The organism is Pseudomonas sp. TWR1-1-3, from assembly GCF_049896805.1.
In the GTDB taxonomy this organism is placed as follows: domain Bacteria; phylum Pseudomonadota; class Gammaproteobacteria; order Pseudomonadales; family Pseudomonadaceae; genus Aquipseudomonas; species Aquipseudomonas bubulae.
The window spans coordinates 36,465-56,318 of record NZ_JAFCUZ010000005.1 but is presented as its reverse complement, the minus strand read 5'-3'; the positions used below and the strand labels follow the sequence as shown (position 1 = coordinate 56,318).

Here is a 19,854-nt window from a genome sequence, read left to right as displayed (position 1 = left end):
GGCTAGGGTGAGGGGCTCTTGATCTTCATCCAGCTGTTATATAGTCAACCCTTAACTGCCCGGTAAACGAGTACACCATGCTGAACAAAGGACTGCTTTTGGCCTGCACGCTGGCGCTGCTGAGCGCTTGTGATTCTTCCAGCGTCGACAAACCCGCCACGCCACAGGTGGCCACGAGCCAGCCGGCTAAACCGGTACAGGACGTCAAAGTGCTGGCCGGGCGTTATGCCGGGCGCGAGTTGAGTGTGGTAGACGTCTCTGAAGTGCAGCTGGACGGGGCCAGTACCTTGTCCGTGAGCTTTTCAGTGCCGCTGGACCCGCAGCAGAACTTTGCCGACAAACTGCATCTGGTGGACGCCAAAACCGGTAAGGTCGATGGCGCCTGGGAGCTATCGGACAACCTGATGGAGTTGCGCTTGCGCCACCTTGAGCCGCAGCGCAAGTTGATCCTTACCGTCGACCCCGGCCTGCGCGCCGTCAACGATGCCAAGCTCGCCGCCGAATACGTCAGTCGCCTGGAAACCCGCGACCTGCAACCCACGGTCGGCTTCGCCAGCCGTGGCAACCTGCTGCCCACGCGCCTGGCCGAAGGTCTGCCGGTGATCGCGCTGAACGTCGACAAGGTCGATGTCGAGTTCTTTCGGGTCAAACCCGAGTCGCTGCCGGCGTTTCTCAGCCAGTGGGGGCGCAACAGCAGCCTGCAAAGCTACGAAGCCAGGGATCTGCTGAATATGGCCGATCTGGTTTACAGCGGCCGTTTTGACTTGAACCCGGCGCGCAATACCCGGGAAACCCTGATCCTGCCCACGGCCGGGATCAAGCCCTTGCAGCAGCCGGGAGTTTATCTGGCGGTGATGACCGCCTCCGGCAGTTACAACTATTCGACCCCAGCCACCTTGTTTACCCTCAGTGATATCGGCCTTTCGGTGCATCGCTACCAAAAGCGCCTGGATGTGTTCACCCAGGCCCTGGAAGGTGGCAGTGCACTGAGCGGCATCGATCTTGAGTTGCTTGATGGCAAGGGCAAGATGCTTGGCCAGGACAAGACGGGCAAGGACGGGCATGCCGAGCTGGCCTTGCCACCCAAGGCCGAAGTGTTGTTGGCGCGCCAGGGCGACCAGACCAGCCTGTTGCGCTTGAACACGGCGGCGCTGGATCTGGCCGAATTCGATATTGGCGGCCCGCAGGCGCATCCGTTGCAGTTCTTTGTATTTGGCCCCCGTGATCTGTATCGCCCCGGCGAAACCGTGCTGCTCAATGCCTTGCTGCGCGACCGCGACGGCAACCCGGTCAAGCCGCAGCCGGTCAGCGTCGAGGTGCGTCGCCCGGACGAGCAGGTGAGCCGCAAGTTCGTCTGGACGCCGGATGCTTCCGGTCTGTATCAGTACCCGCTGCAACTGGCCGCCGAAGCACCGACCGGGCGCTGGCAGCTGGTGTTCGACTTTGGTGACGGCAAGCCGCAGCTGTACGAGTTTTTGGTCGAGGACTTTTTACCCGAGCGCATGGCACTTGAACTCAAGGGCAGCGATACCCCGCTGAGCCCCGAGCAAACCGCTGAAATCCAGGTTGCGGGGCGTTACCTGTACGGTGCTCCGGCAGCCGGTAACCGCTTGAGCGGGCAGGTCTATGTGCGGCCATTGCGCGAGGCGGTCAGTGCCTTGCCGGGCTATCAGTTCGGTTCGGTGACAGAACCGGAGCTGACCCAGGATCTGGAGCTGGACGAAAGCGTGCTCAACGCCGATGGCAAGCAAACCCTCAGCATCGACAGCCAGTGGAGCGATGCCAAATCGCCGCTGCAACTGATTGTGCAGGCCAGTTTGCAGGAGTCGGGCGGGCGCCCGATTACCCGTCGCCTGGTGCAGCCGGTATGGCCGGCAGACCGTCTGCCGGGGCTGCGTGGCCTGTTTGATGGTGCTGAAACCGATGGCGACGGCCCGGTTGAGTTCGAGCTGCTGGTTGCTGACAGCCAGGGCAACAAATTGGCGGCCGACAACCTTAAGGTGCGCCTGGTGCGTGAACGCCGCGATTACTACTGGAACTACTCGGACAACGACGGCTGGAGTTATCACTACAACGAGAAGTTTCTGAACCTCAACGAAGAGACCCTCAGCCTCAAGGCGGGCGAAACCGCCAAGGTCAGCTTTCCGGTGGAGTGGGGCCCTTACCGCGTAGAGGTTGAAGACCCGCAAACCGGCTTGATCAGCAGCCTGCGTTTCTGGGCCGGTTATCGTGCCCAGGACAACGCCGAAGGCGGTGCCGTGCGCCCCGACCAGGTCAAGCTGGCGCTGGACAAGGCCGCTTATGCCGATGGCGATACGGCCAAGGTCACGGTCACACCACCTGCGGCTGGCAAGGGCTACTTGCTGGTTGAAGGCAGCGATGGCCCGTTGTGGTGGCAGGAAATCGAAGTGCCGGCCGAGGGCAAGGCCTACGAAATCAGACTCGACCCGAGCTGGGCCCGGCATGACTTGTATATCAGTGCACTGGTGATCCGCCCCGGTGAGCGCAAGACCAATATCACTCCCAAGCGTGCTGTAGGGGTGCTGCACCTGCCCATCGATCGCAGCCAGCGCAAGTTGGCTCTTACGCTGGATGCCCCTGAAAAAATGCGTCCCAAGCAACCTCTGACGGTGAAGCTCTCGGCTAAAAATGCCGATGGCAGCATTCCCAAGCAGGCCCATGTACTGCTGGCTGCCGTGGATGTGGGCGTTCTCAATATCACTGAGTACCCGACCCCCGACCCGTTCGCCAGCCTGTTCGGGCGCAAGGCCTATGGGGCGGATCAGCTGGATATTTACGGGCAGTTGATTGAGGCCGGGCAGGGCCGTCTGGCCAGCCTGGCGTTCGGTGGCGATGCGGCACTGGCCAAGGGCGGCAAGCGACCTGCCACCAGTGTCACCATCGTGGCGCTGCAAAGTGCACCGGTGACGCTCAACGAGCAGGGCGAGGGTGAAGTCAGTGTGGATATCCCTGACTTCAACGGCGAGTTGCGCTTGATGGCGCAAGCCTGGACCGACGATCGCTACGGCATGGCCGAGGCCAGAGCCGTGGTCGCTGCACCACTGGTGGCCGAGCTGGCCGCGCCGCGCTTTCTGGCCGGTGGCGACGAGACACGGCTGGCGCTGGACTTGTCCAACCTCACTGACAAGCCGCAAACGCTGCACGTGAACCTTAACACCGAGGGGCAACTGAGCCTGCTGGGTGACGCGACACAGAGCCTGACACTCAGCCCCGGCCAGCGCAGTACCTTGCAGGTTCCGGTCAAGGCGCTGGGCGGGTATGGCACCGGTGTGGTCAAGGTGACGGTCAATGGTCTGGACCTGCCGGGTGAAACCCTGGCGCCGTTCACCCGCGAATGGACGTTGGGGGTGCGCCCGGCGTATCCAGCATTGCTAAAGCATTACCGTGCTGTGCTCAACGACCAGCCCTGGAGCCTGCCCGAGGGCGAGCTGCAAGCCTTTGAACCGGCCGGGCGTGAAGCCTTGCTCAGCTTGTCGAGCCGCCCGCCGCTGAATCTTGGCGAGCAGATTCGTGCGCTCAAGGCTTACCCGTATGGCTGTTCCGAGCAAACCACCAGCGGCCTGTACCCGGCTCTGTATGCCGATGCAGCCCTGCTCAAACGCCTGGGCCTTGAAGGCGAGCCGGACACCGAGCGCAAACGCAAAATCGAGTTGGGTATCGAGCGCCTGCTGGGCATGCAGCGCTACAACGGCAGTTTTGGCCTGTGGGGCGCGGACGGTCAGGAAGAGTACTGGCTCACAGCCTATATCACCGACTTCCTGCTGCGCGCCCGCGATCAAGGCTACGCGGTACCTCCCGAGGCGCTGAAAAAGGCCAGCGAGCGGTTGCTGCGTTATGTGCAGGAACGCAACCTGATCGAGGCCGACTACAGCGACAACCTCGACCACACCCGCTTTGCCGTACAGGCCTATGCAGCGCTGGTCCTGGCCCGAAGCCAACAGGCGCCGCTGGGTGCGCTGCGCAGCATTTTTGAGCGCCGCAGCGATGCCCGTTCCGGTTTGCCTCTGGTGCAGTTGGCCATTGCCCTGCAGAAAATGGGCGATCAACCGCGCGCCGATCAAGCGTTGGTGGCGGGGTTGGCGGCGAAGCGCAAGGCTGATCAATGGCTGGGCGACTACGGCAGCCCGCTGCGCGATCAGGCGTTGATTCTGGCCTTGCTGGAAGAGAACAACCTGATGAGTGGTCAGCGTGAACAGCGACTGTTCGACCTGTCCGATCAACTGGCGGCGAGTCAGTGGCTGTCGACCCAGGAACGCAATTCACTGTTCCTCGCCGGTCGCGATTTGCTGGGCAAGCCTGAGGCCAGCTGGAGTGCGCAACTCACCAGTGGCGATCAGACCCGCGAGCTGAACAACGCCCGCTCAGGGCTCAAGCTCGACGGGCCGCTGCTAGCCTCGCCCCTGAGCCTGCGTAACGCAGGCAGCGCGCCGATTTATCAACAGCTGACGATTTCGGGTTATCCACAGCACGCCCCGGCGGCGGGCGGCGAAAACATGAGCATTCGCCGCGACTACCTGGGTATGAACGGTGAGCCGCTGGATCTCAAGGCGCTGAAAAGTGGTGATCTGGTGCTGGTGCATCTGGCCGTGACGGCCAAGCAGCAAGTGCCTGATGCGCTGGTGGTGGATTTGCTGCCGGCAGGCCTGGAGCTGGAAAACCAGAACCTGGGGCAGAGCGCGGCCAGCCTTGAAAACGCCAGTACTCAAGTGAAGCAATGGCGCGAGTCGATGCAGAACGCCAGCGTGCAGCATCAGGAGTATCGGGATGATCGTTATGTGGCGGCAGTCAAACTGGATGGCTACGGGACCACGCACCTGCTGTACCTGGCCCGTGCTGTGACACCAGGTACCTATCGGGTGCCGCCGCCGCAAGTGGAGTCGATGTACCGGCCCAACTGGCAGGCCGTGGGTGAGGCGGCGGGGGAGATGGTGATCAAGGAGCGTTAGGTCTGTGGTCGCGGTAGGGTTTAACAGGTACACCGGGTACATATCCGGCATTCGCGTTTAAACGGGATATTGGTTTCGCCCTTACGGCGAGTCACTTTTTCCAGACGCCGAAAAAGTAACCAAAAAGGCTTGCCCCTGGCGTCCGGCCTTCGCTGCGCTCAGGTTCCCTCGCTCCGGTCCCGCTCCGTGGGCACGCCGCCAGGGGCCATCCTTGGCCCATCGCGGCTCTCCCGGCATCCATGCCGGGAGGCCCACTGCGCAGAACCTCCTCTCGGCCTCCCGATGGGGCGGGCAGATCAACAGCCGTCGAGGCGGCCGACCGGCCGGCCTGTTTGAATGCAGGATCTGCGACCGACATATTTCCCTGTGGGAGCCGGGCTTGCCCGCGATGCAGGCACCTCGTTCTATCTGGAGGAACAAAGTGCTGGCATCGCGGGCAGGCCCGCTCCCAAAAGAGTTGGTGTTGGTTAAATTTTTTGCTTTTGCTTTTGCTTTTGCTTTTGCTTTTGTTGTGGCCACTCGATTGTGCAGGTGACGCGAATGCCCCTCACAGAAGGCCGAACGCAGGTGCTGTTATGGGGGTGGCGCGGCAGGACGCCGCGCCAGCCGCGATGGGCCATGGATGGCCCGTCGCGGCGTGCCCCCATAACAGTGCCGGAGAGAGGGAACCGGGGAGCCTTGGCGAGTCGGCCGTATGGTAGGGCGAGGACTTTTTGGTTCCTTTTTGGTCCTTCAAAAAGGGACTCGCCGTAAGGGCGAAACCGATACTTCAGTTAACCGCAGATGCCGGATATGTACCCGGTGTACCTGTTAAAACGCTAAAGCGGCAACAGATATGGCGCATCGCTCCCACAGGAGTAAGAGCTCAACTGATGATCCAGCTCAAGAGCCACAGCCCCAGCACCAGCCAGATCACACCGCCGATGATCGAGGCGCGGATAAAGGCGCGCACGGCGTTGTACAAAAACAACAGGCCGATGATCAACACCGCAATGCTGATGATCGAGGTGTCCATGCCCAACGCCCGGGCCATGCCGTCGACAAAGTTGCTGCCTGCCTCAGTGATGGTGCCGAACAGGCCGTTCAGGGTCTCGACGATAAAACGCACCAGCGTGCCCAGCCACAGGCCAAGATTTCCAATAAAACTTTCGACGTGCATGGTCAGGTTCCGATGAGTAAGGTGGCCACTGTGCCAGATATACACATTAGGCATCCATTCATGGTGCAAGTTGCGTAGCGAGTGAGTTTGAGTGGGGCCAGGGATCAAAAAATTACTGGGTTGGACGGCTGGCGGCCTGCTGGCGCTGTGTACGTTGCTGTGGCTGGCTGACAGGATCTGGCCGCTGCCGTTGCCCAAGGATGACCAGGCCCGCGTTGTCCTGGCCGAAGACGGCACGCCACTGTGGCGCTTTGCCGATGCCAACGGTGTGTGGCGCTACCCGGTGCATGTCGAAGACGTGTCGCCGCTGTACCTGGATGCCTTGCTGACCTACGAGGACCGCTGGTTCTTTCAACACCCCGGGGTCAACCCGCTGGCGCTGGGCCGTGCGGCCTGGCAAAACCTTAGCGGCGGGCGGGTGTTATCAGGCGGTAGCACGTTGTCGATGCAGGTTGCACGCCTGCTCGATCCCCATGAGCGGACGTTGCCTGGCAAATTGCGTCAGCTATGGCGCACCGCTCAGCTGGAATGGCATCTGAGCAAGCCGCAGATTCTTGAGCTGTACCTCAATCGCGCGCCATTTGGCGGTACCCTGCAGGGTGTTGCTGCGGCCAGTTGGGCTTATCTGGGCAAGTCGCCGCAGCAGCTCACCCGTTCCGAGGCAGCCCTGCTCGCCGTGTTGCCACAAGCGCCGAGCCGCTTGCGCCCCGACCGTCACCCGCAACGCGCACAAGTGGCGCGCGACAAGGTGCTGCGTCGCCTGGCCGAGTACCGGGTGTGGCCACAGCCAGCGGTGGACGAGGCCCTGGAAGAGCCGCTGCTGCTGGCACCGCGCCTTGAACCGAGCCAGGCACCCTTGCTGGCGCGACGCCTTAACCGCCCCGGCAGCCCGCCACTGATCCGTACCATGATCGACGCCAGTTTGCAGCGTCGCCTCGAAGACTTGCTGCTGGGCTGGCGCGCCCGTTTGCCCGATCACACCTCGGCGGCCATTGTGGTGGTCGAAACCGAAAACATGGCCGTACGCGCCTATCTGGGGTCGGTGGACATCAACGATGCACGCCGCTTTGGCCATGTCGACATGATCACCGCCATGCGCTCGCCGGGCTCGACCCTCAAGCCGTTTTTGTACGGCATGGCCATGGATGCTGGGCTGATTCACTCTGAATCGCTGCTGCAGGATGTGCCGCGGCGTTATGGCGACTATCGTCCGGGCAACTTCTCCATGGGTTTCAGCGGGCCGGTATCGGCCAGTGCCGCGCTGGTCACTTCGCTCAACTTGCCCGCCGTACAACTGCTTGAAGCCTATGGGCCCAAGCGTTTTGCCGCCGATATGCGCAACGGTGGCGTGCCCTTGAGTTTGCCAGCACTGGCCGAGCCCAATCTGGCGCTGATTCTGGGCGGCGCCGGCAGCCGTCTGGAAGATCTGGTCAGCGGCTACAGCGCCCTTGCACGTGAAGGGCGCAGCGCCAACCTGCGGCTGCAACCCGACGACGAACTGCGCGAGCGGCGCATGCTGTCGCCGGGGGCGGCATGGGTGATACGGCGCATCCTCAGCGGGCAGGCGCGCCCTGACCGCGACCCCCATGCCGACCTGGTGCTGCGCCCGCAACTGGCCTGGAAGACCGGTACCAGTTATGGCTTTCGCGATGCGCTGGCGATCGGTGTTGGGCCGCGTTACCTGATCGGTGTGTGGATCGGTCGCCCGGATGGAACCCCCGTGCCGGGGCAGTTCGGCCTGGCGTCGGCGGCTCCCTTGATGCTGCAAGTCCACGACGTATTGAGCAACCGCGACAACCAGCGTGGCATTGTCGCGCCAGTACAGGCGGTGCCGGACAGTGTTGGGGTGGCAGCGATTTGCTGGCCATTGGGGCAGCCCATGAACAAGAGCGATGCCAATTGTCGTCGCCAGCGGTTTGCCTGGACCCTGGATCACACCACGCCGCCGACCTTGCTGGCGGCGGATCAACCTCTGGGTGTGGGCCTGCGCGAAATCATCCGGGTCAATCCGCAAGGCTTGCGTGTTGGCCCGCAATGCGCCGACGGGCAACAACACGAGGTGGCATTGTGGCCAGCCCCCCTTGAGCCGTGGCTACCCCGGGTAGAGCGACGTGAAGCGCGGCTGCCTGCGGCTTCCACACAATGCCCGCCACCGGCCTTGAGTGCGCTGACCCCGCTGTCGATTGTCGGTGTACGTGACGGCGACCGACTGCGCCGTCCTGCTGCCAGCCAGGCGATGTTGCGCCTGGCGCTATCGGCCTTGGGCGGTGAAGGTCGGCGCTGGTGGTTTATCAATGGCGCGCCGCTGGGCGACAGTGCACAACCAGAGGTATTCAACACCAGCCTGGAACTACCGGGGCGTTATGAGCTGAGCGTGCTCGATGAAAGCGGGCAGACTGCCCGTGTCGAGTTCAGTGTGGTGGAATAACAGCCCCTCTTTGTGCCTGTTTTACGCACTGAATATCAACTTGAAACCCGTCAATTATGCTTATACCTAAAGTAGAGTCGCTGCTGGCAGTGTTTTTTCGGGGAAGTAATGGCGTTGATATATATGGTTTTTTTACTGGCGTTTAAAACCAAAGTATTAATCATCAAGAAGGGGGCAAGGTGTTTTATATAAGGGGTTAATACCAAGTTGTGAATTGTTTGATAAGGCCCGCGGCGTTGTTATGTACCCAACGGACGAACGTATCCCCGACACAGAGCAGGGAACTTCGAACTCAGGCATAACAGGTGCAAGGGACTTAATCATGAATACTCAACTTTTTCTGAAAACCAGCACAGCGCTCCTCTTGGTCATGACTGTCAGCCTGGCTGGCTGCAGCGGCGGCGGTGGCGGCCACAAGAGCTATGTAGCCAGCAGTGATACCGGTACTGACGCAGGTACTGGCGGTGGCACTGACGGCGGGACTGACGGTGGTACAGGCGGTGGCACAGACGGCGGCACTGGCGGCGGTACCGGTGGTGGTACAGACGGCGGCACTGGCGGTGGAACTGGTGGTGGTACAGACGGCGGTACTGGCGGTGGAACTGGTGGTGGTACAGGCGGCGGTACTGGTGGTACAGGCGGCGGTACTGGTGGTGGTACAGGCGGTGGAACTGGCGGTGGAACCGGTGGCGGCACTGGCGGAGGCACAGGCGGCACCGGCGGTACAGGCGGTACAGGCACAACTCCTCTGGTTACAGGTCAGGTCGCAGGTCAGGTCGGCAGCGCCCTTGGCGGCGTGGGCACCACGGTCAGCGGGGTTGGTGGCACCCTGAGCACCGTGCCTGTGGTCGGTACCGTGGCTGGCGGCCTGGTGACCAATACCGGCAATGCCGTGACCTCCGTAACAGATGGCATTACTGGTGGCCTGGGCTCGCTGGGTACCGACAAGAACTCCCTCGGCCTGACTGTCGGTGGTGTTACCAACGCGGTTGGTGATGTAGGCAAAGGCGTTTCGTCAGTGGGTACCGGTCTGAGCACCGTGCTGGACAACACCCCGATCAGCCAGATTCCGCTGGTGGGTGGCGTGGTTGGCAAGGTGACTGATACCACGGGCGGGCTGGTCAACAAAGTGGGCACCACGGTGACCATGATCGGCAATACCCTGACCACCGATGTGAGCAGTGGCAAGCTGGGCGCCTTGACCGGCGGCGTAAATGACAAGGTGCTGGTGCCGGTGATTTCCCTGGTCGAGAACGTCACGGGCAAAGTGGGTACCACCACAGGGCTGGGGGCACCGGTAGATGGTCTGCTGAACAAAGTAGGCGGCACCGTGAGCAGCCTCGGCGACAAGGTGACAGCTACCGGCGGCGACAACCCGGTGACTTCTCTGGTCGGTGGTGTGCTGACCGGTGTAGGCGGTGCGGTTGACAAGGCTGGCGGCTACGTGAATCCGGCAGCGGGCTCCACAGGCAGCGGTACTGGTACTGGTACCGGGACAGGGCTGGGTGGTCTGCTGGGCGGGCTGGGTGTGGGCGCAAGCGCCGGGGCCGGTGTAGGTGCCGGTGCCGGGGTTAGTACAGGCGGTGTGAGCGCAGGTGCGGGGGCCGGTGCAGGCGCTGGTGTAGGCGCCGGGGTTGGCGGTCTGCTGGGCGGTCTGGGTGTGGGGGCAAGCACTGGCGGCAGTGTCGGAGCTGGTGCTGACACTACAGGTGCAAGTGCAGGTGCAGGTGCAGTCGGTGGTGTTGGCGGTGTCGTCGGTGGGGTAGTTGGTGGTCTTGGCGGCTTGCTGGGTGTCAAAGTGGACTCAGTCAACAACACTGCCGATACAACAGCAGGAGCCGCGGGCGCTGGTACAGGCGGTCTGGGCGGGGTACTTGGGGGCGTGGTTGGCGGGCTGGGCAACTTGGGCAAGAAATAACTGAAGAATATTGCACCTGGCCGGTTCGACGGCCTTACCTACAGCGCCTACGCTTGGTTGGGACGAGAGATTCAGATGAGTCTCTCGTCTTTTTTCATGTGCAGATTGTAGGACTGATGCTCGGGCCGCTTTGCAAAGCATTCTAAAAATAAAGCCCCTCGTTATGTCGCCGTAGTTGAACATGGAGTGTCCTATGCGTAATTGCGTTCCCTTTTTGTTGTTGGCTCTGGCCCCGTATGCGGGTGCCGAGACCCTTCCGCGTTTTCTCAACAGCAATGACAGCATGCAAACCCTGCCCACGCCCAACCTGCCGGTGGATGCCTATCGCCCTGCGGCGCCTGCGCTGGAACTACCCAAGCCGGCGGCTGCACAACCCCGGCCACTGGAAATGGGTACCCGCCTGACCATTCGCAAGTTGCAGATCGAAGGTGGCACGATCTATCCGTTGCCAGAGCTGGGGGCGGTGTACAAACCGCTGCTGGGCCATGAAATCACTCTGGCCGAACTGATCGAGGCCACACGCAAGATCACCAAGCGTTACCAGGACGATGGCTATTTATTGTCCTATGCGTTTTTGCCTCAGCAGAACTTCGACCAGGGCCTGGTGCGTGTGGTGCTGGTTGAAGGCTATATCAGCGAGTACAAGGTTGACGGCGATATCGGGCGGGTCAAAGGGTTTGTGGATGAGCTGGTCGATAAGCTCAAGGGCGAACGCCCGCTGACCCGCAAGACGTTCAACCGCTACAGCACGCTGTTGAGCCGCATCCCCGGCGTCACTCTGGAGGCGCAAGTGCCACCACCCGGCACCACCGATGGCGCATCGACGCTGAGTATCAGTGCCAGCCGCAAGCCCTTCACCACCAGCATGAGCCTGGTCGAAGGCAATCGCAGCAGCACCCAGGCGCTGCTGGCGGCCAGCAGCAATTCGCAAACGGCCATGGCCGAACAATTGACCCTGAGCGGGTTGTTTCCCCCGGGCAATGACAAGGAGCACTACTACCGCCTTGATTACAGCCAGTACCTCAACGCGGAAGGCACGCAGTTGAACCTGTTTGGTTCCAGTTATCGCAGTGATCCAAGTACCAGTATCGTCACCAGCGACGGTTTTGAACTCAAGCCCCATCGCGAGAATGACCGCTTTTCGATCGGTATCAGCCATCCATTGATCGCTGCTCCGGATCAATGGCTCAGCGCCGCCGCGCGTTTCTACGGGGTCAATGACAAGACTGACTACGAGATCGTCGGCTACGGGCAGACCATCAGTGACAAAACCAACGTGCGGGCACTGGCGTTTGAGGGCGACTGGCGCAAGTCCGATGCCAAACAACTGCGCATCGTCAGTGCCGGCTTGTACCAGGGCATAGATGGCATGGGTGCCAAGAGCGAGACCAACCTGACCGGCACGCAGTACGATCTGGACTTCTTCCGTTTGCGTCTGTCGGGCGTGCAGAGTAACGGCTACTTCGACAATTGGCAGGGGGTGATATCGGGCGCTCTTTACTGGAGTGACGACACCCTGCCTGACAGCGAAAGGGCGGTATTTGGCGGGCAGAACTTCGGTCGCGGCTACCCGGACGATCAGGCATCCGGCGACAAGGGCTGGGGGGCGGCATACGAACTTAACTACAGCTTCAATCGCGAGGGTGAATGGGTCAAGTTGCTGCAACCCTATGCCGTCGTGGACAGGGCCAAAGTCTGGTACAACGAGTTGCCGTTAAAAGGTTCGGATATGTCTTCGGCAGCACTGGGCTTGCGTTTTGGTGACAAGCGCTATTACAACGTTGCCCTGGAAGTTGCCAAGCCCATGTCGGATATAGCGCTGGACAGTTTTAATCGCCGGCCGCGATATACATTGAGTTTTAGTTATCAGTTGTAGTGTGTGACCGTAAAAGCCCGCCTCCCCAAGTCAGGGGGGCGGGCTTTTATAGTATGGGGGTCAAGTTCTTGCCAGGTGTAAGTGTGTGGGCTGTGGAAAGAGGTTTTCGAGGGTGTCGAGCAGGCGCACGTGGTAAATGGGTTTGCGAAACAGGTCCAGCACCTGCAGGCGCAGAAGGTCGCTTACATCGTCCATATCGGCGTGCCCGGAAATGACAATCACCGGCAAATGCTGGCGCGATGTGTGCTCGCGCAGGCGCTTGATCAGCGCAATACCGCTCTCTTCCGGCATGCGCAGGTCGGTGATGACCAGCGCAATATCCGGATGTTGGGTCAACTGCGAAAGGGCGAGTTTGACTGAAGTTGCCGTATAGCAACAAAAGCCCTCGCCCTCCAGCAGCTCAGCCAACTCCAGCAGTGCGTCCTCTTCGTCATCCACCAGGAGAAGCTGTTGGCGTGATGGGGGGAGAGGCATATTAATTACTCTTTGTAATTAACGATTTATTTAAGCAACTGCCAAGCCTGTTTTAATTTCTTCAAATACAGCTTTTACTGCATCCTGTACATCGCCTGAAAGCCCGGCAATCACCACCGCCACCATCGCTGCAATAATTGCATATTCAATACCCGAAGCGCCTTCGGTCCGTTTTGCAAACAACTTGGCTTGGCGCGCTACAAATACCTGGGCAGGTACATACACTTTCAGAACAGTATTTAATATCATCTGACTTCTCCTTAGTGCGCCGGGGCGGGCACTGCGTAACTTGGGTGCAGGGTGATTCCCACCTGCAGTCACAGCATTGGCAATAAATGACTTTCCCACAACTGTATCATTGGACTAATCACAAAGTATTAATCCAAATGACTATTTAAAAAATGCGTGTCAAATCAAACTATTCACAATTGATTAGAGATTTTTTAGTCCGCTAATGGCATTTTGCTTTACCTGAGCTATTTTTAAATAGCGATTGGTTTCAAACGCATTAAAGGTTCGTAGCTGCCTGATTGTGAATGGGTTTTTTAGTCTGCAGTGCGCAGTGATAAAGGGAGTTTGTGCATGAACAATCGACGCAGTCTGATATTGGCCGCCATTTTGTTTGTCGGGGCAATTGCCGCCGGTTACTGGGGGCTGGTATTGAGTCGACAGCAGCCGGTCGCCGAAGTTCCGGTGGCTCAGTCTGTAGAACAAGGTGTAGCGGCCGTTGAAGACAAAACCCGCCAGGCGGTGGTGGTACTGGTTCGCGATGTCCCCCCGAATGTGGCCTTGACGGCCGATGACCTGACCCTGGAAAAACTCCGTACCGCCCCCGCTGGCAGCCTGACTGCCATCGATCAGGCGGTGGGCCGCACCCCGTGGCGCAGCCTGAGTGCAGGCACCTGGCTCAGTGATCAAAGCTTTGACGTGGGCGGGCCGCTGGCTCGCATGATTCGCCCGGATGAGCGCGCACTGGGTGTCATGATTGACGAGGTGTCCGCTGCGGGTGGGCAGCTCAGCCCCGGTGATTACGTCGATATCCTGTTGTTTTTGCGTCAGGACAGTGGCAACCCTCAGCAGTCGGCCCAGGTGGTATTGCCGGCAGTGCGGGTGCTGAGCGTGGGGGGTGAACTGGGCTTGACCAGCGATGGCAAGTTGGCCAGCCAGCCGAAAAATGCCGAGGAAGCGCTCAAGCAAGAACAAAGCCGCATCAATGCGCGATCCGCAGTCCTGGCGGTTCCCGAGCAGCTTCTCAATCAACTGATGCTGGCGACCCAGGCAGGCACCCTGCGCCTGGCCGTGCGCAGTGCCGACGAGCAACGTTTGAGCAAATATTGGGCGGGCGAGCAGGAATCTGCGACTAATCTTGATAATGCCAAGCGCAGTCTTTATCAATTTAACCAGTTAGCCATGGCCAGTCCGGCAAGAGTGCCAGTCAGCAGCAATCCCGCTGTCGCCCCTCGGGTACGCGGTATTGAAGTGATCCGCGGCAATCAAACGGCTCAGCAGTAGGCCCAATAAAAATCCTTATCTGAAAGGAAAACCAACATGAGCCACCGTTGCCCTCCACTTTATAAACGCGCTTTCTGGACGCTGCTGCTGAGCAGCTTGCCCCTGGAGATGGCCTTGGCCGCAGGCGAAAACTGCGCGGCATTCAACGCATTGCCTTCGGTATTGGAAGTGGCCCAGGGGGCCCAGAAGGCCATGGGCTTTCCGGTGAACATCTCGCGCATTGCCGTGGGCGACCCCACCATTGCCGATATTCGCTCCAATGGGCCAAACGCTTTTTTGCTCACCGGCATTGCCTCGGGCACCACCAGCCTGATGGTCTGGAGTGCCTGCTCGAAAGAGCCGCACCAGACCATGCTTTTCGTCAAGGGCAAGGCCGCCTCGGGGCTGACCGGTACGACGTTGCCGCCCTCCGAAGACCCGACCTTGCCGGTGCAGGTGCAAACCGATATCCGCTTTGTCGAAGTCAGCCGCACCAAACTGCAGGAAGCCAGTACCTCGATCTTCGGTATGGGCAGCAACTTCCTGTTCGGCTCGCCGGGCTCATTCCTCAGCACCGCTGAAGGGATCATCACCGGTGGTCCGGTGGCCAACGCCAAGTATTTCAACATCGGCTTTGGCGGCGGCAAGGTCAGGGCCATGATCAATGCCCTGGAAGGCAGCGGCTTTGCCTACACCCTGGCGCGTCCCAGCCTCGTGGCCATGAGCGGGCAGAGTGCAACCTTTCTGGCCGGTGGTGAAGTGCCGATCCCGGTGCCCAGCAGCGGCAGCGATAACGTGTCGATCGAGTACAAGGAGTTCGGTATCCGCCTCACGCTGACCCCGACCGTGGTGGGGCGTGATCGCATCATGCTCAAGGTGGCCCCCGAAGTCAGTGAGCTGGACTACACCAATGCGGTGAATATCGCCGGCACCCTGGTTCCGGGCCTGACGGTTCGACGCACCGATACCAGCATCTCACTGGCCGACGGCGAAAGCTTTGTGATCAGTGGCTTGATCAGTTCGCGCAACAGCTCCCAGGTCAACAAATTCCCGGGGCTGGGCGACATTCCGATTCTTGGCGCTTTTTTCCGCGACTCCAATATCAGTCGTGAAGAGAAAGAACTGCTGATGATCGTCACCCCGCATCTGGTCCAGCCACTGGCTGCCAATGCGGCACTGCCGACGATGCCCGGGGAGCAATTGCGCAATTACGACCCTAACTGGTATCGCCTGTATTTCCTGGAGAACGGCAAATTCAATAGCCGTAGCGGGTTATCTCAATGAGCCAAAGCCTAAGCCAGACATTTCTCGCGCTGACGCGCAACAACACCGATCTTGAGTGGCTGCAGGGAGCATTAGCGCCGTTGGGTCAAGTGGTGGGTGCAGGCACAAGTAGCCTGGATGAACTGCTGGCCCTGGTTGATGTGACGTTTGCCGGCCTGATATTTGTGGGCCTGGATCGGGACAAGGTAGTCAACCAGTGCGCGCTGATTGAAGGTGCTCTGGAAGCCAAGCCCATGTTGGCCATCGTTGCCCTGGGCGACGGTATGGATAACCAGCTGGTACTCAATGCCATGCGCGCCGGGGCGAGGGACTTTGTGGCCTACGGTTCGCGCTCCAGTGAAGTGGCGGGGCTGGTACGGCGCCTGAGCAAGCGCCTGCCACCTGTGGCACCGAATGCCCAGTTGGGTGGTCTGAGCGTGTTGTTCAGTGCGCAATGCAATGCCGATGGTGCATTGCTGGCCAGCCACTTGGGGCTGGTGGTGCAAAAGCACGATCAAAAAACCCTGTTTCTGGACCTGGGCGTGCCCCGTGGTGATGGCCTGGCCGTGCTGGGCCTGGAAAGCTCGTTCTTTTTCGGTGATGCCCTGCGTCATTTGCGGCGCCTGGACAGCACCTTGATTGACAGTGCCTTTACCAAGACTGCCAGTGGCTTGCGGGTGTTGGCCCACAGTGACAGTGACGAACCGCTGGAGCAAACCAGTGCCGCCGAACTGTATATGTTGCTCAGTGCCTTGCGTCAGCACTTCCAGCATATTGTGGTCAACCTCACCGGTCAGCCTGACAGTGAAGCGCTGCGTACCTTTGCCACCCATTGCGACAGCCTGCTGTGGTACACCGACCAAAGCGTGCTCGATTGCCGCCGCAATCTCGACGTACTCAGCCGCTGGCGGGCCAAGGGCATGAAGTTCGAGCATACGGGCTTGTTGATCGACCGCTATATGAGTGGCGTTGCCCCCAATGCCGATGCCCTGGGTAAAAGCTTTGGCCTGCCGGTGCTGACAACACTCCCTCCCAGCCCGGAGCTGCGCATAAATGCCAAGAATCAGGCCACCACCCTGTTTGACCTGGCCCCGCGCGAAGCCCTGAGCCAGGCTTTGAAAAAACTCGGTGAACGGTTGGTCTTGCGTTCACAGGTGCCTGAGCAAGCGACTTCCAAATCGGGTACCTGGCTGAACCTGAACCGCCTGTGGGGGGCCAAATGAGCAATGAACAGCTGTTTGGCTCAGGCCTGTACAAGGATGGTCGTGCGGACCATGACGGCCTGAAACTGGTGCTGCACCGCTATATCATCGATGCCATTGAAGAGACCGGAAAAAACCTGCTGGAAGGTTCCCGGGTGTCTTTGGCCCAGTTTGTTACCGAGCGGGTAGCCGAGTATGTGTCGCGCCTGCATCTGGCTATTTCCCGTTATGAGATGGAGCGGCTGGCCGAGGAGATCGTCGACGAACTGACCGGATTCGGCCCCCTCGAAGTGCTGCTGCGCGACCCGGCCGTGACTGAAATTCTGGTCAACGGCCCCCATCGGGTGTTTGTCGAACGCGAGGGTCGACTTAGCCAGAGCGATCTGCGCTTTATCGATGACCATCATGTGGAACGGGTGATGCAGCGCATTCTGGCGCCCCTGGGGCGGCGTCTGGATGAGTCCTCGCCGATGGTCGATGCGCGCCTGCCCGATGGCAGCCGGGTCAACGCGATCATTCCGCCCATTGCCCTGGATGGCCCGTGCCTGTCGATCCGGAAATTTCGCAAGGACATGCTGCAAAGCAGCGATCTGGTGGCCATGCAGACCATCGACCAGGCAATCTTTGAATTCTTCCAGGAGGCGGTGGGCAAGCGCTGCAACATCCTGATCAGCGGCGGTACCGGTACCGGTAAAACCACGCTGCTCAACATCCTCAGCCAGTTGATCAACCCCCATGAGCGCCTGGTCACCATCGAGGACGTGGCTGAATTGCAGTTGGGCCACCCTCATGTGGTGCGCCTTGAAACCCGCCCGCCCAATGCCGAAGGGCATGGTGAGGTGAAATCCAGCGACCTGATCCGCAACGCCCTGCGGATGCGTCCGGACCGCATCATTCTCGGCGAGATCCGCGGTGTGGAAGTGCTCGATGTATTGACCGCGATGAACACCGGTCACGATGGTTCCATGAGCACCGTCCACGCCAACACCGCACAGGATGCCCTGCTGCGACTGGAAACCCTGGTGGGTTTGACCGGGCGTACGGTGGCGGAGAAAACCTTGCGCCAGATGATCTGCGCCGCACTGGACGTGATTATCCAGCTGACGCGCATGCCCGATGGCCGCCGTTGCGTCAGTGAAGTGCTGGAGGTGGTGGGGGTGCGTGACGATGTGTATGTGACCAACACCCTGTTCCGTCTCGACAAGCGCACCGGCTTTGGTTTTATGCGCGAGGCCTTGAACCCGGCAAGCGACAAGTTGCGTCGTGACCCCGTCCTGAACGCCCACGGCTGAGGCACTGCATATGAACCCGGCCTTACTGCTTTTTACCATCAGTTTCCTGATGTTCGCGCTATCGCTGAATCTGGTGTATCGCGCCCTGACCGACCCGACTACAGGCCGTGTGCTGGAGCGTCTGGGTGAAGGCCAGCCGCAGTTGCTGGAGAAAGCCCAGGGCGTGGCCTGGCTGGACCGGGCTTTTTTGCAGGCAGGCCTGGGGCGCCCTTCAGAGCGTCTGGGTTTGTGGCTGTCGCTATGGGCCGCTGCGGTGATTGTGGCGGGCCTGATCGGTGGCTGGGTGTTCTTGCTCGCGTTGCTGGTGTTGCCGCCGGTGCTGCTCAAACTCTTTGTCAGCTGGCGTTACCACCGCCGGGTTCGGCGCATGGTTGAGCAACTGCCATTGCTGCTCGATCACTGCGTGCGCAGCCTCAAGGCCGGACGCACCTTGGCCGATGCGGTGTTGACCGCGATCGAGGCATCCAGCGACCCGCTCAAAAGCAGTATCAGCCGGGTATCGCGCAACGTGCAGATGGGGGTGAGCCTGCCCGAGGCAGTGAACGACTTTGCCGAGCTTTATGAACGTGATGAATTTCGCATGTTTGCCCTGGGGCTTAAGGTCAACCATCGCTACGGTGGTAATGCCAGTGAGTTGCTGGAGAACCTGATCGTGCTGATTCGCGAGCGTGAGCAGGGGGCGCGCAAGTTGCGCGCCATGACCGGTGAAACCCGGATGACGGCGCTGGTATTGGGCTCGTTGCCGGTGTTTGTGGTGGGTTTCTTTATGGTGACCAACCCCAGCTATATGCTCAAGATGTGGCAGGACGGCGGAGGGCAGCAGATGCTCCTGACCGCAATGGCCATGCAGATAATCGGCAGTGTGGCGCTGTGGCGCATGGTACGGAGCGTATGACATGGCCTTTTTGATTTGTGTGGTATTGCTGCTGGGCGCCATGGCGCTGTTGATCAATAACGTGGTTCAGGATCGCATGAGCCAGCAACGGGTCATGCAGCGCCTGGATGGTGACAAGACCGGCCCCGGCAAGCTCAGCCTGTGGATGCGGGCGGTGGGCAACAGCAAGTTTGGCCAGCGCTCGGTGTCGATGGACAGCGAAACCCAGACCCTGCTCAACCGCATCGGCTGGCGCACCGCCAGTCAGCGCTCGCTGTTTGCCGCTTTTCAGGTTGGCACCCCGATAGCTTTTGCCGGGCTGGTGTTCTTGGGCTATGAGCTGTTTTTTCCGCGTTCGGGCAATCTGCTGTTGGTGATGCTGTTCTCCCTGGCTTTGGGCTATCTGATCCCCAAGCGATTGTTGGCCTATGCTGCAAAAAGGCGCCAGCAGGAAGTGGCGATCGAAGTTTCAACCTTTATTCCGTTGCTGCGCATTCTGTTTGAGTCGGGCATGGCAGTCGAACAGGCGCTGCGGGTGTTGAGCCAGGAAGCGCGGCACCTGCTGCCGGTACTGACCGGTGAGCTGCGGGTGATTCTGGCCCGGGTCGACTCGGGGCTGGAGTTGAATCAGGAACTGAGCAAAACCGCGAGTCTGCTGGATGTAGACGAGTTCAATGACACCTGCGTGATTCTGCAGCAATTGATTCAGCAGGGTGGTGGCGCGATGAAGTCATTGCAGGCACTCAAGGAGCTGCTGGATGACCGTCGTTTGACCCGCATGGAGGAATATATCTCCAAGATGTCCGCCAAAATGTCGGTAGTGATGATGGTGTTTCTGTTCCCCGCTTTGATGATCGTCTTGGCCGGGCCGAGTTTTGTCGCTATCTCGCGAGCCTTTCTCTCTTGACCA

Annotated in this window: 14 protein-coding genes; 11 read left to right on the top strand and 3 right to left on the bottom strand. The window is 60.2% G+C overall.

Translation table 11 applies throughout. The features are described from left to right. Positions 1–77 precede the first annotated feature (77 nt). Positions 78–4,967, top strand: coding sequence for an alpha-2-macroglobulin family protein (locus tag ACP7BE_RS18755; protein WP_426106847.1), 4,890 nt, complete (start codon positions 78–80; stop codon positions 4,965–4,967). A gap of 865 nt (positions 4,968–5,832) precedes the next feature. Here the strand turns inward: ACP7BE_RS18755 and ACP7BE_RS18750 are convergent. Further along, positions 5,833–6,126: a hypothetical protein gene (locus tag ACP7BE_RS18750; RefSeq protein WP_095001099.1), complete on the bottom strand. Its 294-nt coding sequence runs from the start codon at positions 6,124–6,126 to the stop codon at positions 5,833–5,835. Positions 6,127–6,217: 91 nt separating this feature from the next. On the opposite strand from ACP7BE_RS18750, the gene pbpC reads away from it, so the two are divergent. The 4 genes from pbpC (at position 6,218) to ACP7BE_RS18730 (ending at position 12,348) form a co-directional block, all read left to right on the top strand. Beyond that, entirely contained in the window at positions 6,218–8,554 is a 2,337-nt protein-coding gene (gene pbpC / locus ACP7BE_RS18745) for a peptidoglycan glycosyltransferase PbpC (RefSeq protein ID WP_426106845.1), read from the top strand. Positions 8,555–8,988: 434 nt separating this feature from the next. Then, complete coding sequence (locus ACP7BE_RS18740) at positions 8,989–9,387, top strand: hypothetical protein (protein ID WP_426106843.1); 399 nt, start codon at positions 8,989–8,991, stop codon at positions 9,385–9,387. Further along, on the top strand, positions 9,351–10,472 hold the full coding sequence (locus ACP7BE_RS18735) for a collagen-like triple helix repeat-containing protein (RefSeq protein WP_426106841.1): 1,122 nt from the start codon (positions 9,351–9,353) through the stop codon (positions 10,470–10,472). The genes ACP7BE_RS18740 and ACP7BE_RS18735 overlap by 37 nt, the downstream gene beginning before the upstream one ends. Before the next feature lie 193 nt (positions 10,473–10,665). Further along, on the top strand, positions 10,666–12,348 hold the full coding sequence (locus tag ACP7BE_RS18730) for a ShlB/FhaC/HecB family hemolysin secretion/activation protein (RefSeq protein WP_095001041.1): 1,683 nt from the start codon (positions 10,666–10,668) through the stop codon (positions 12,346–12,348). 60 nt (positions 12,349–12,408) lie between these two features. Here ACP7BE_RS18730 and ACP7BE_RS18725 read toward each other — a convergent pair whose 3' ends face one another. Together ACP7BE_RS18725 and ACP7BE_RS18720 are read right to left on the bottom strand one after the other, a co-directional pair. Then, entirely contained in the window at positions 12,409–12,822 is a 414-nt protein-coding gene (locus tag ACP7BE_RS18725) for a response regulator (protein ID WP_150629152.1), read from the bottom strand. A gap of 30 nt (positions 12,823–12,852) precedes the next feature. Then, positions 12,853–13,071: a Flp family type IVb pilin gene (locus ACP7BE_RS18720; protein WP_095001043.1), complete on the bottom strand. Its 219-nt coding sequence runs from the start codon at positions 13,069–13,071 to the stop codon at positions 12,853–12,855. 333 nt (positions 13,072–13,404) lie between these two features. Here ACP7BE_RS18720 and cpaB point away from each other — a divergent pair, with 333 nt between their 5' ends. The 6 genes from cpaB to ACP7BE_RS18690 are packed head-to-tail and all read left to right on the top strand — an operon-like array spanning position 13,405 to position 19,851. After that, positions 13,405–14,334: a Flp pilus assembly protein CpaB gene (cpaB, locus tag ACP7BE_RS18715; protein WP_095001044.1), complete on the top strand. Its 930-nt coding sequence runs from the start codon at positions 13,405–13,407 to the stop codon at positions 14,332–14,334. Positions 14,335–14,370: 36 nt separating this feature from the next. Then, positions 14,371–15,597 carry a type II and III secretion system protein family protein gene (locus tag ACP7BE_RS18710; RefSeq protein ID WP_095001045.1) on the top strand — a complete coding sequence of 409 codons (1,227 nt, stop codon included), beginning with the start codon at positions 14,371–14,373 and terminating at the stop codon, positions 15,595–15,597. Continuing rightward, on the top strand, positions 15,594–16,799 hold the full coding sequence (locus tag ACP7BE_RS18705; protein WP_095001046.1) for a pilus assembly protein: 1,206 nt from the start codon (positions 15,594–15,596) through the stop codon (positions 16,797–16,799). Before ACP7BE_RS18710 ends, ACP7BE_RS18705 begins: the two co-directional genes overlap by 4 nt. Then, positions 16,796–18,070 (top strand): CpaF family protein, encoded by a 1,275-nt coding sequence (locus ACP7BE_RS18700; RefSeq protein WP_095001047.1) that lies wholly within the window; start codon positions 16,796–16,798, stop codon positions 18,068–18,070. The genes ACP7BE_RS18705 and ACP7BE_RS18700 overlap by 4 nt, the downstream gene beginning before the upstream one ends. Positions 18,071–18,080: 10 nt before the next feature. Beyond that, the gene (locus tag ACP7BE_RS18695; RefSeq protein ID WP_095001048.1) at positions 18,081–18,965 is read left to right on the top strand and encodes a type II secretion system F family protein; all 885 of its coding nucleotides are present in this window, start codon (positions 18,081–18,083) and stop codon (positions 18,963–18,965) included. A 1-nt stretch (position 18,966) separates the two neighbouring features. After that, positions 18,967–19,851 carry a type II secretion system F family protein gene (locus ACP7BE_RS18690; protein ID WP_095001049.1) on the top strand — a complete coding sequence of 295 codons (885 nt, stop codon included), beginning with the start codon at positions 18,967–18,969 and terminating at the stop codon, positions 19,849–19,851. Positions 19,852–19,854 lie beyond the last annotated feature (3 nt).

Excerpts from the sequence above, each read along its gene's own strand:
- ACP7BE_RS18755 (WP_426106847.1), top strand. The coding sequence starts at position 78 with ATGCTGAACAAAGGACTGCTTTTGGCCTGCACGCTGGCGCTGCTGAGC.
- ACP7BE_RS18750 (WP_095001099.1), bottom strand. The coding sequence starts at position 6,126 with ATGCACGTCGAAAGTTTTATTGGAAATCTTGGCCTGTGGCTGGGCACG.
- ACP7BE_RS18730 (WP_095001041.1), top strand. The coding sequence starts at position 10,666 with ATGCGTAATTGCGTTCCCTTTTTGTTGTTGGCTCTGGCCCCGTATGCG.
- ACP7BE_RS18725 (WP_150629152.1), bottom strand. The coding sequence starts at position 12,822 with ATGCCTCTCCCCCCATCACGCCAACAGCTTCTCCTGGTGGATGACGAA.
- ACP7BE_RS18720 (WP_095001043.1), bottom strand. The coding sequence starts at position 13,071 with ATGATATTAAATACTGTTCTGAAAGTGTATGTACCTGCCCAGGTATTT.
- cpaB (WP_095001044.1), top strand. The coding sequence starts at position 13,405 with ATGAACAATCGACGCAGTCTGATATTGGCCGCCATTTTGTTTGTCGGG.
- ACP7BE_RS18710 (WP_095001045.1), top strand. The coding sequence starts at position 14,371 with ATGAGCCACCGTTGCCCTCCACTTTATAAACGCGCTTTCTGGACGCTG.
- ACP7BE_RS18705 (WP_095001046.1), top strand. The coding sequence starts at position 15,594 with ATGAGCCAAAGCCTAAGCCAGACATTTCTCGCGCTGACGCGCAACAAC.
- ACP7BE_RS18700 (WP_095001047.1), top strand. The coding sequence starts at position 16,796 with ATGAGCAATGAACAGCTGTTTGGCTCAGGCCTGTACAAGGATGGTCGT.
- ACP7BE_RS18695 (WP_095001048.1), top strand. The coding sequence starts at position 18,081 with ATGAACCCGGCCTTACTGCTTTTTACCATCAGTTTCCTGATGTTCGCG.
- ACP7BE_RS18690 (WP_095001049.1), top strand. The coding sequence starts at position 18,967 with ATGGCCTTTTTGATTTGTGTGGTATTGCTGCTGGGCGCCATGGCGCTG.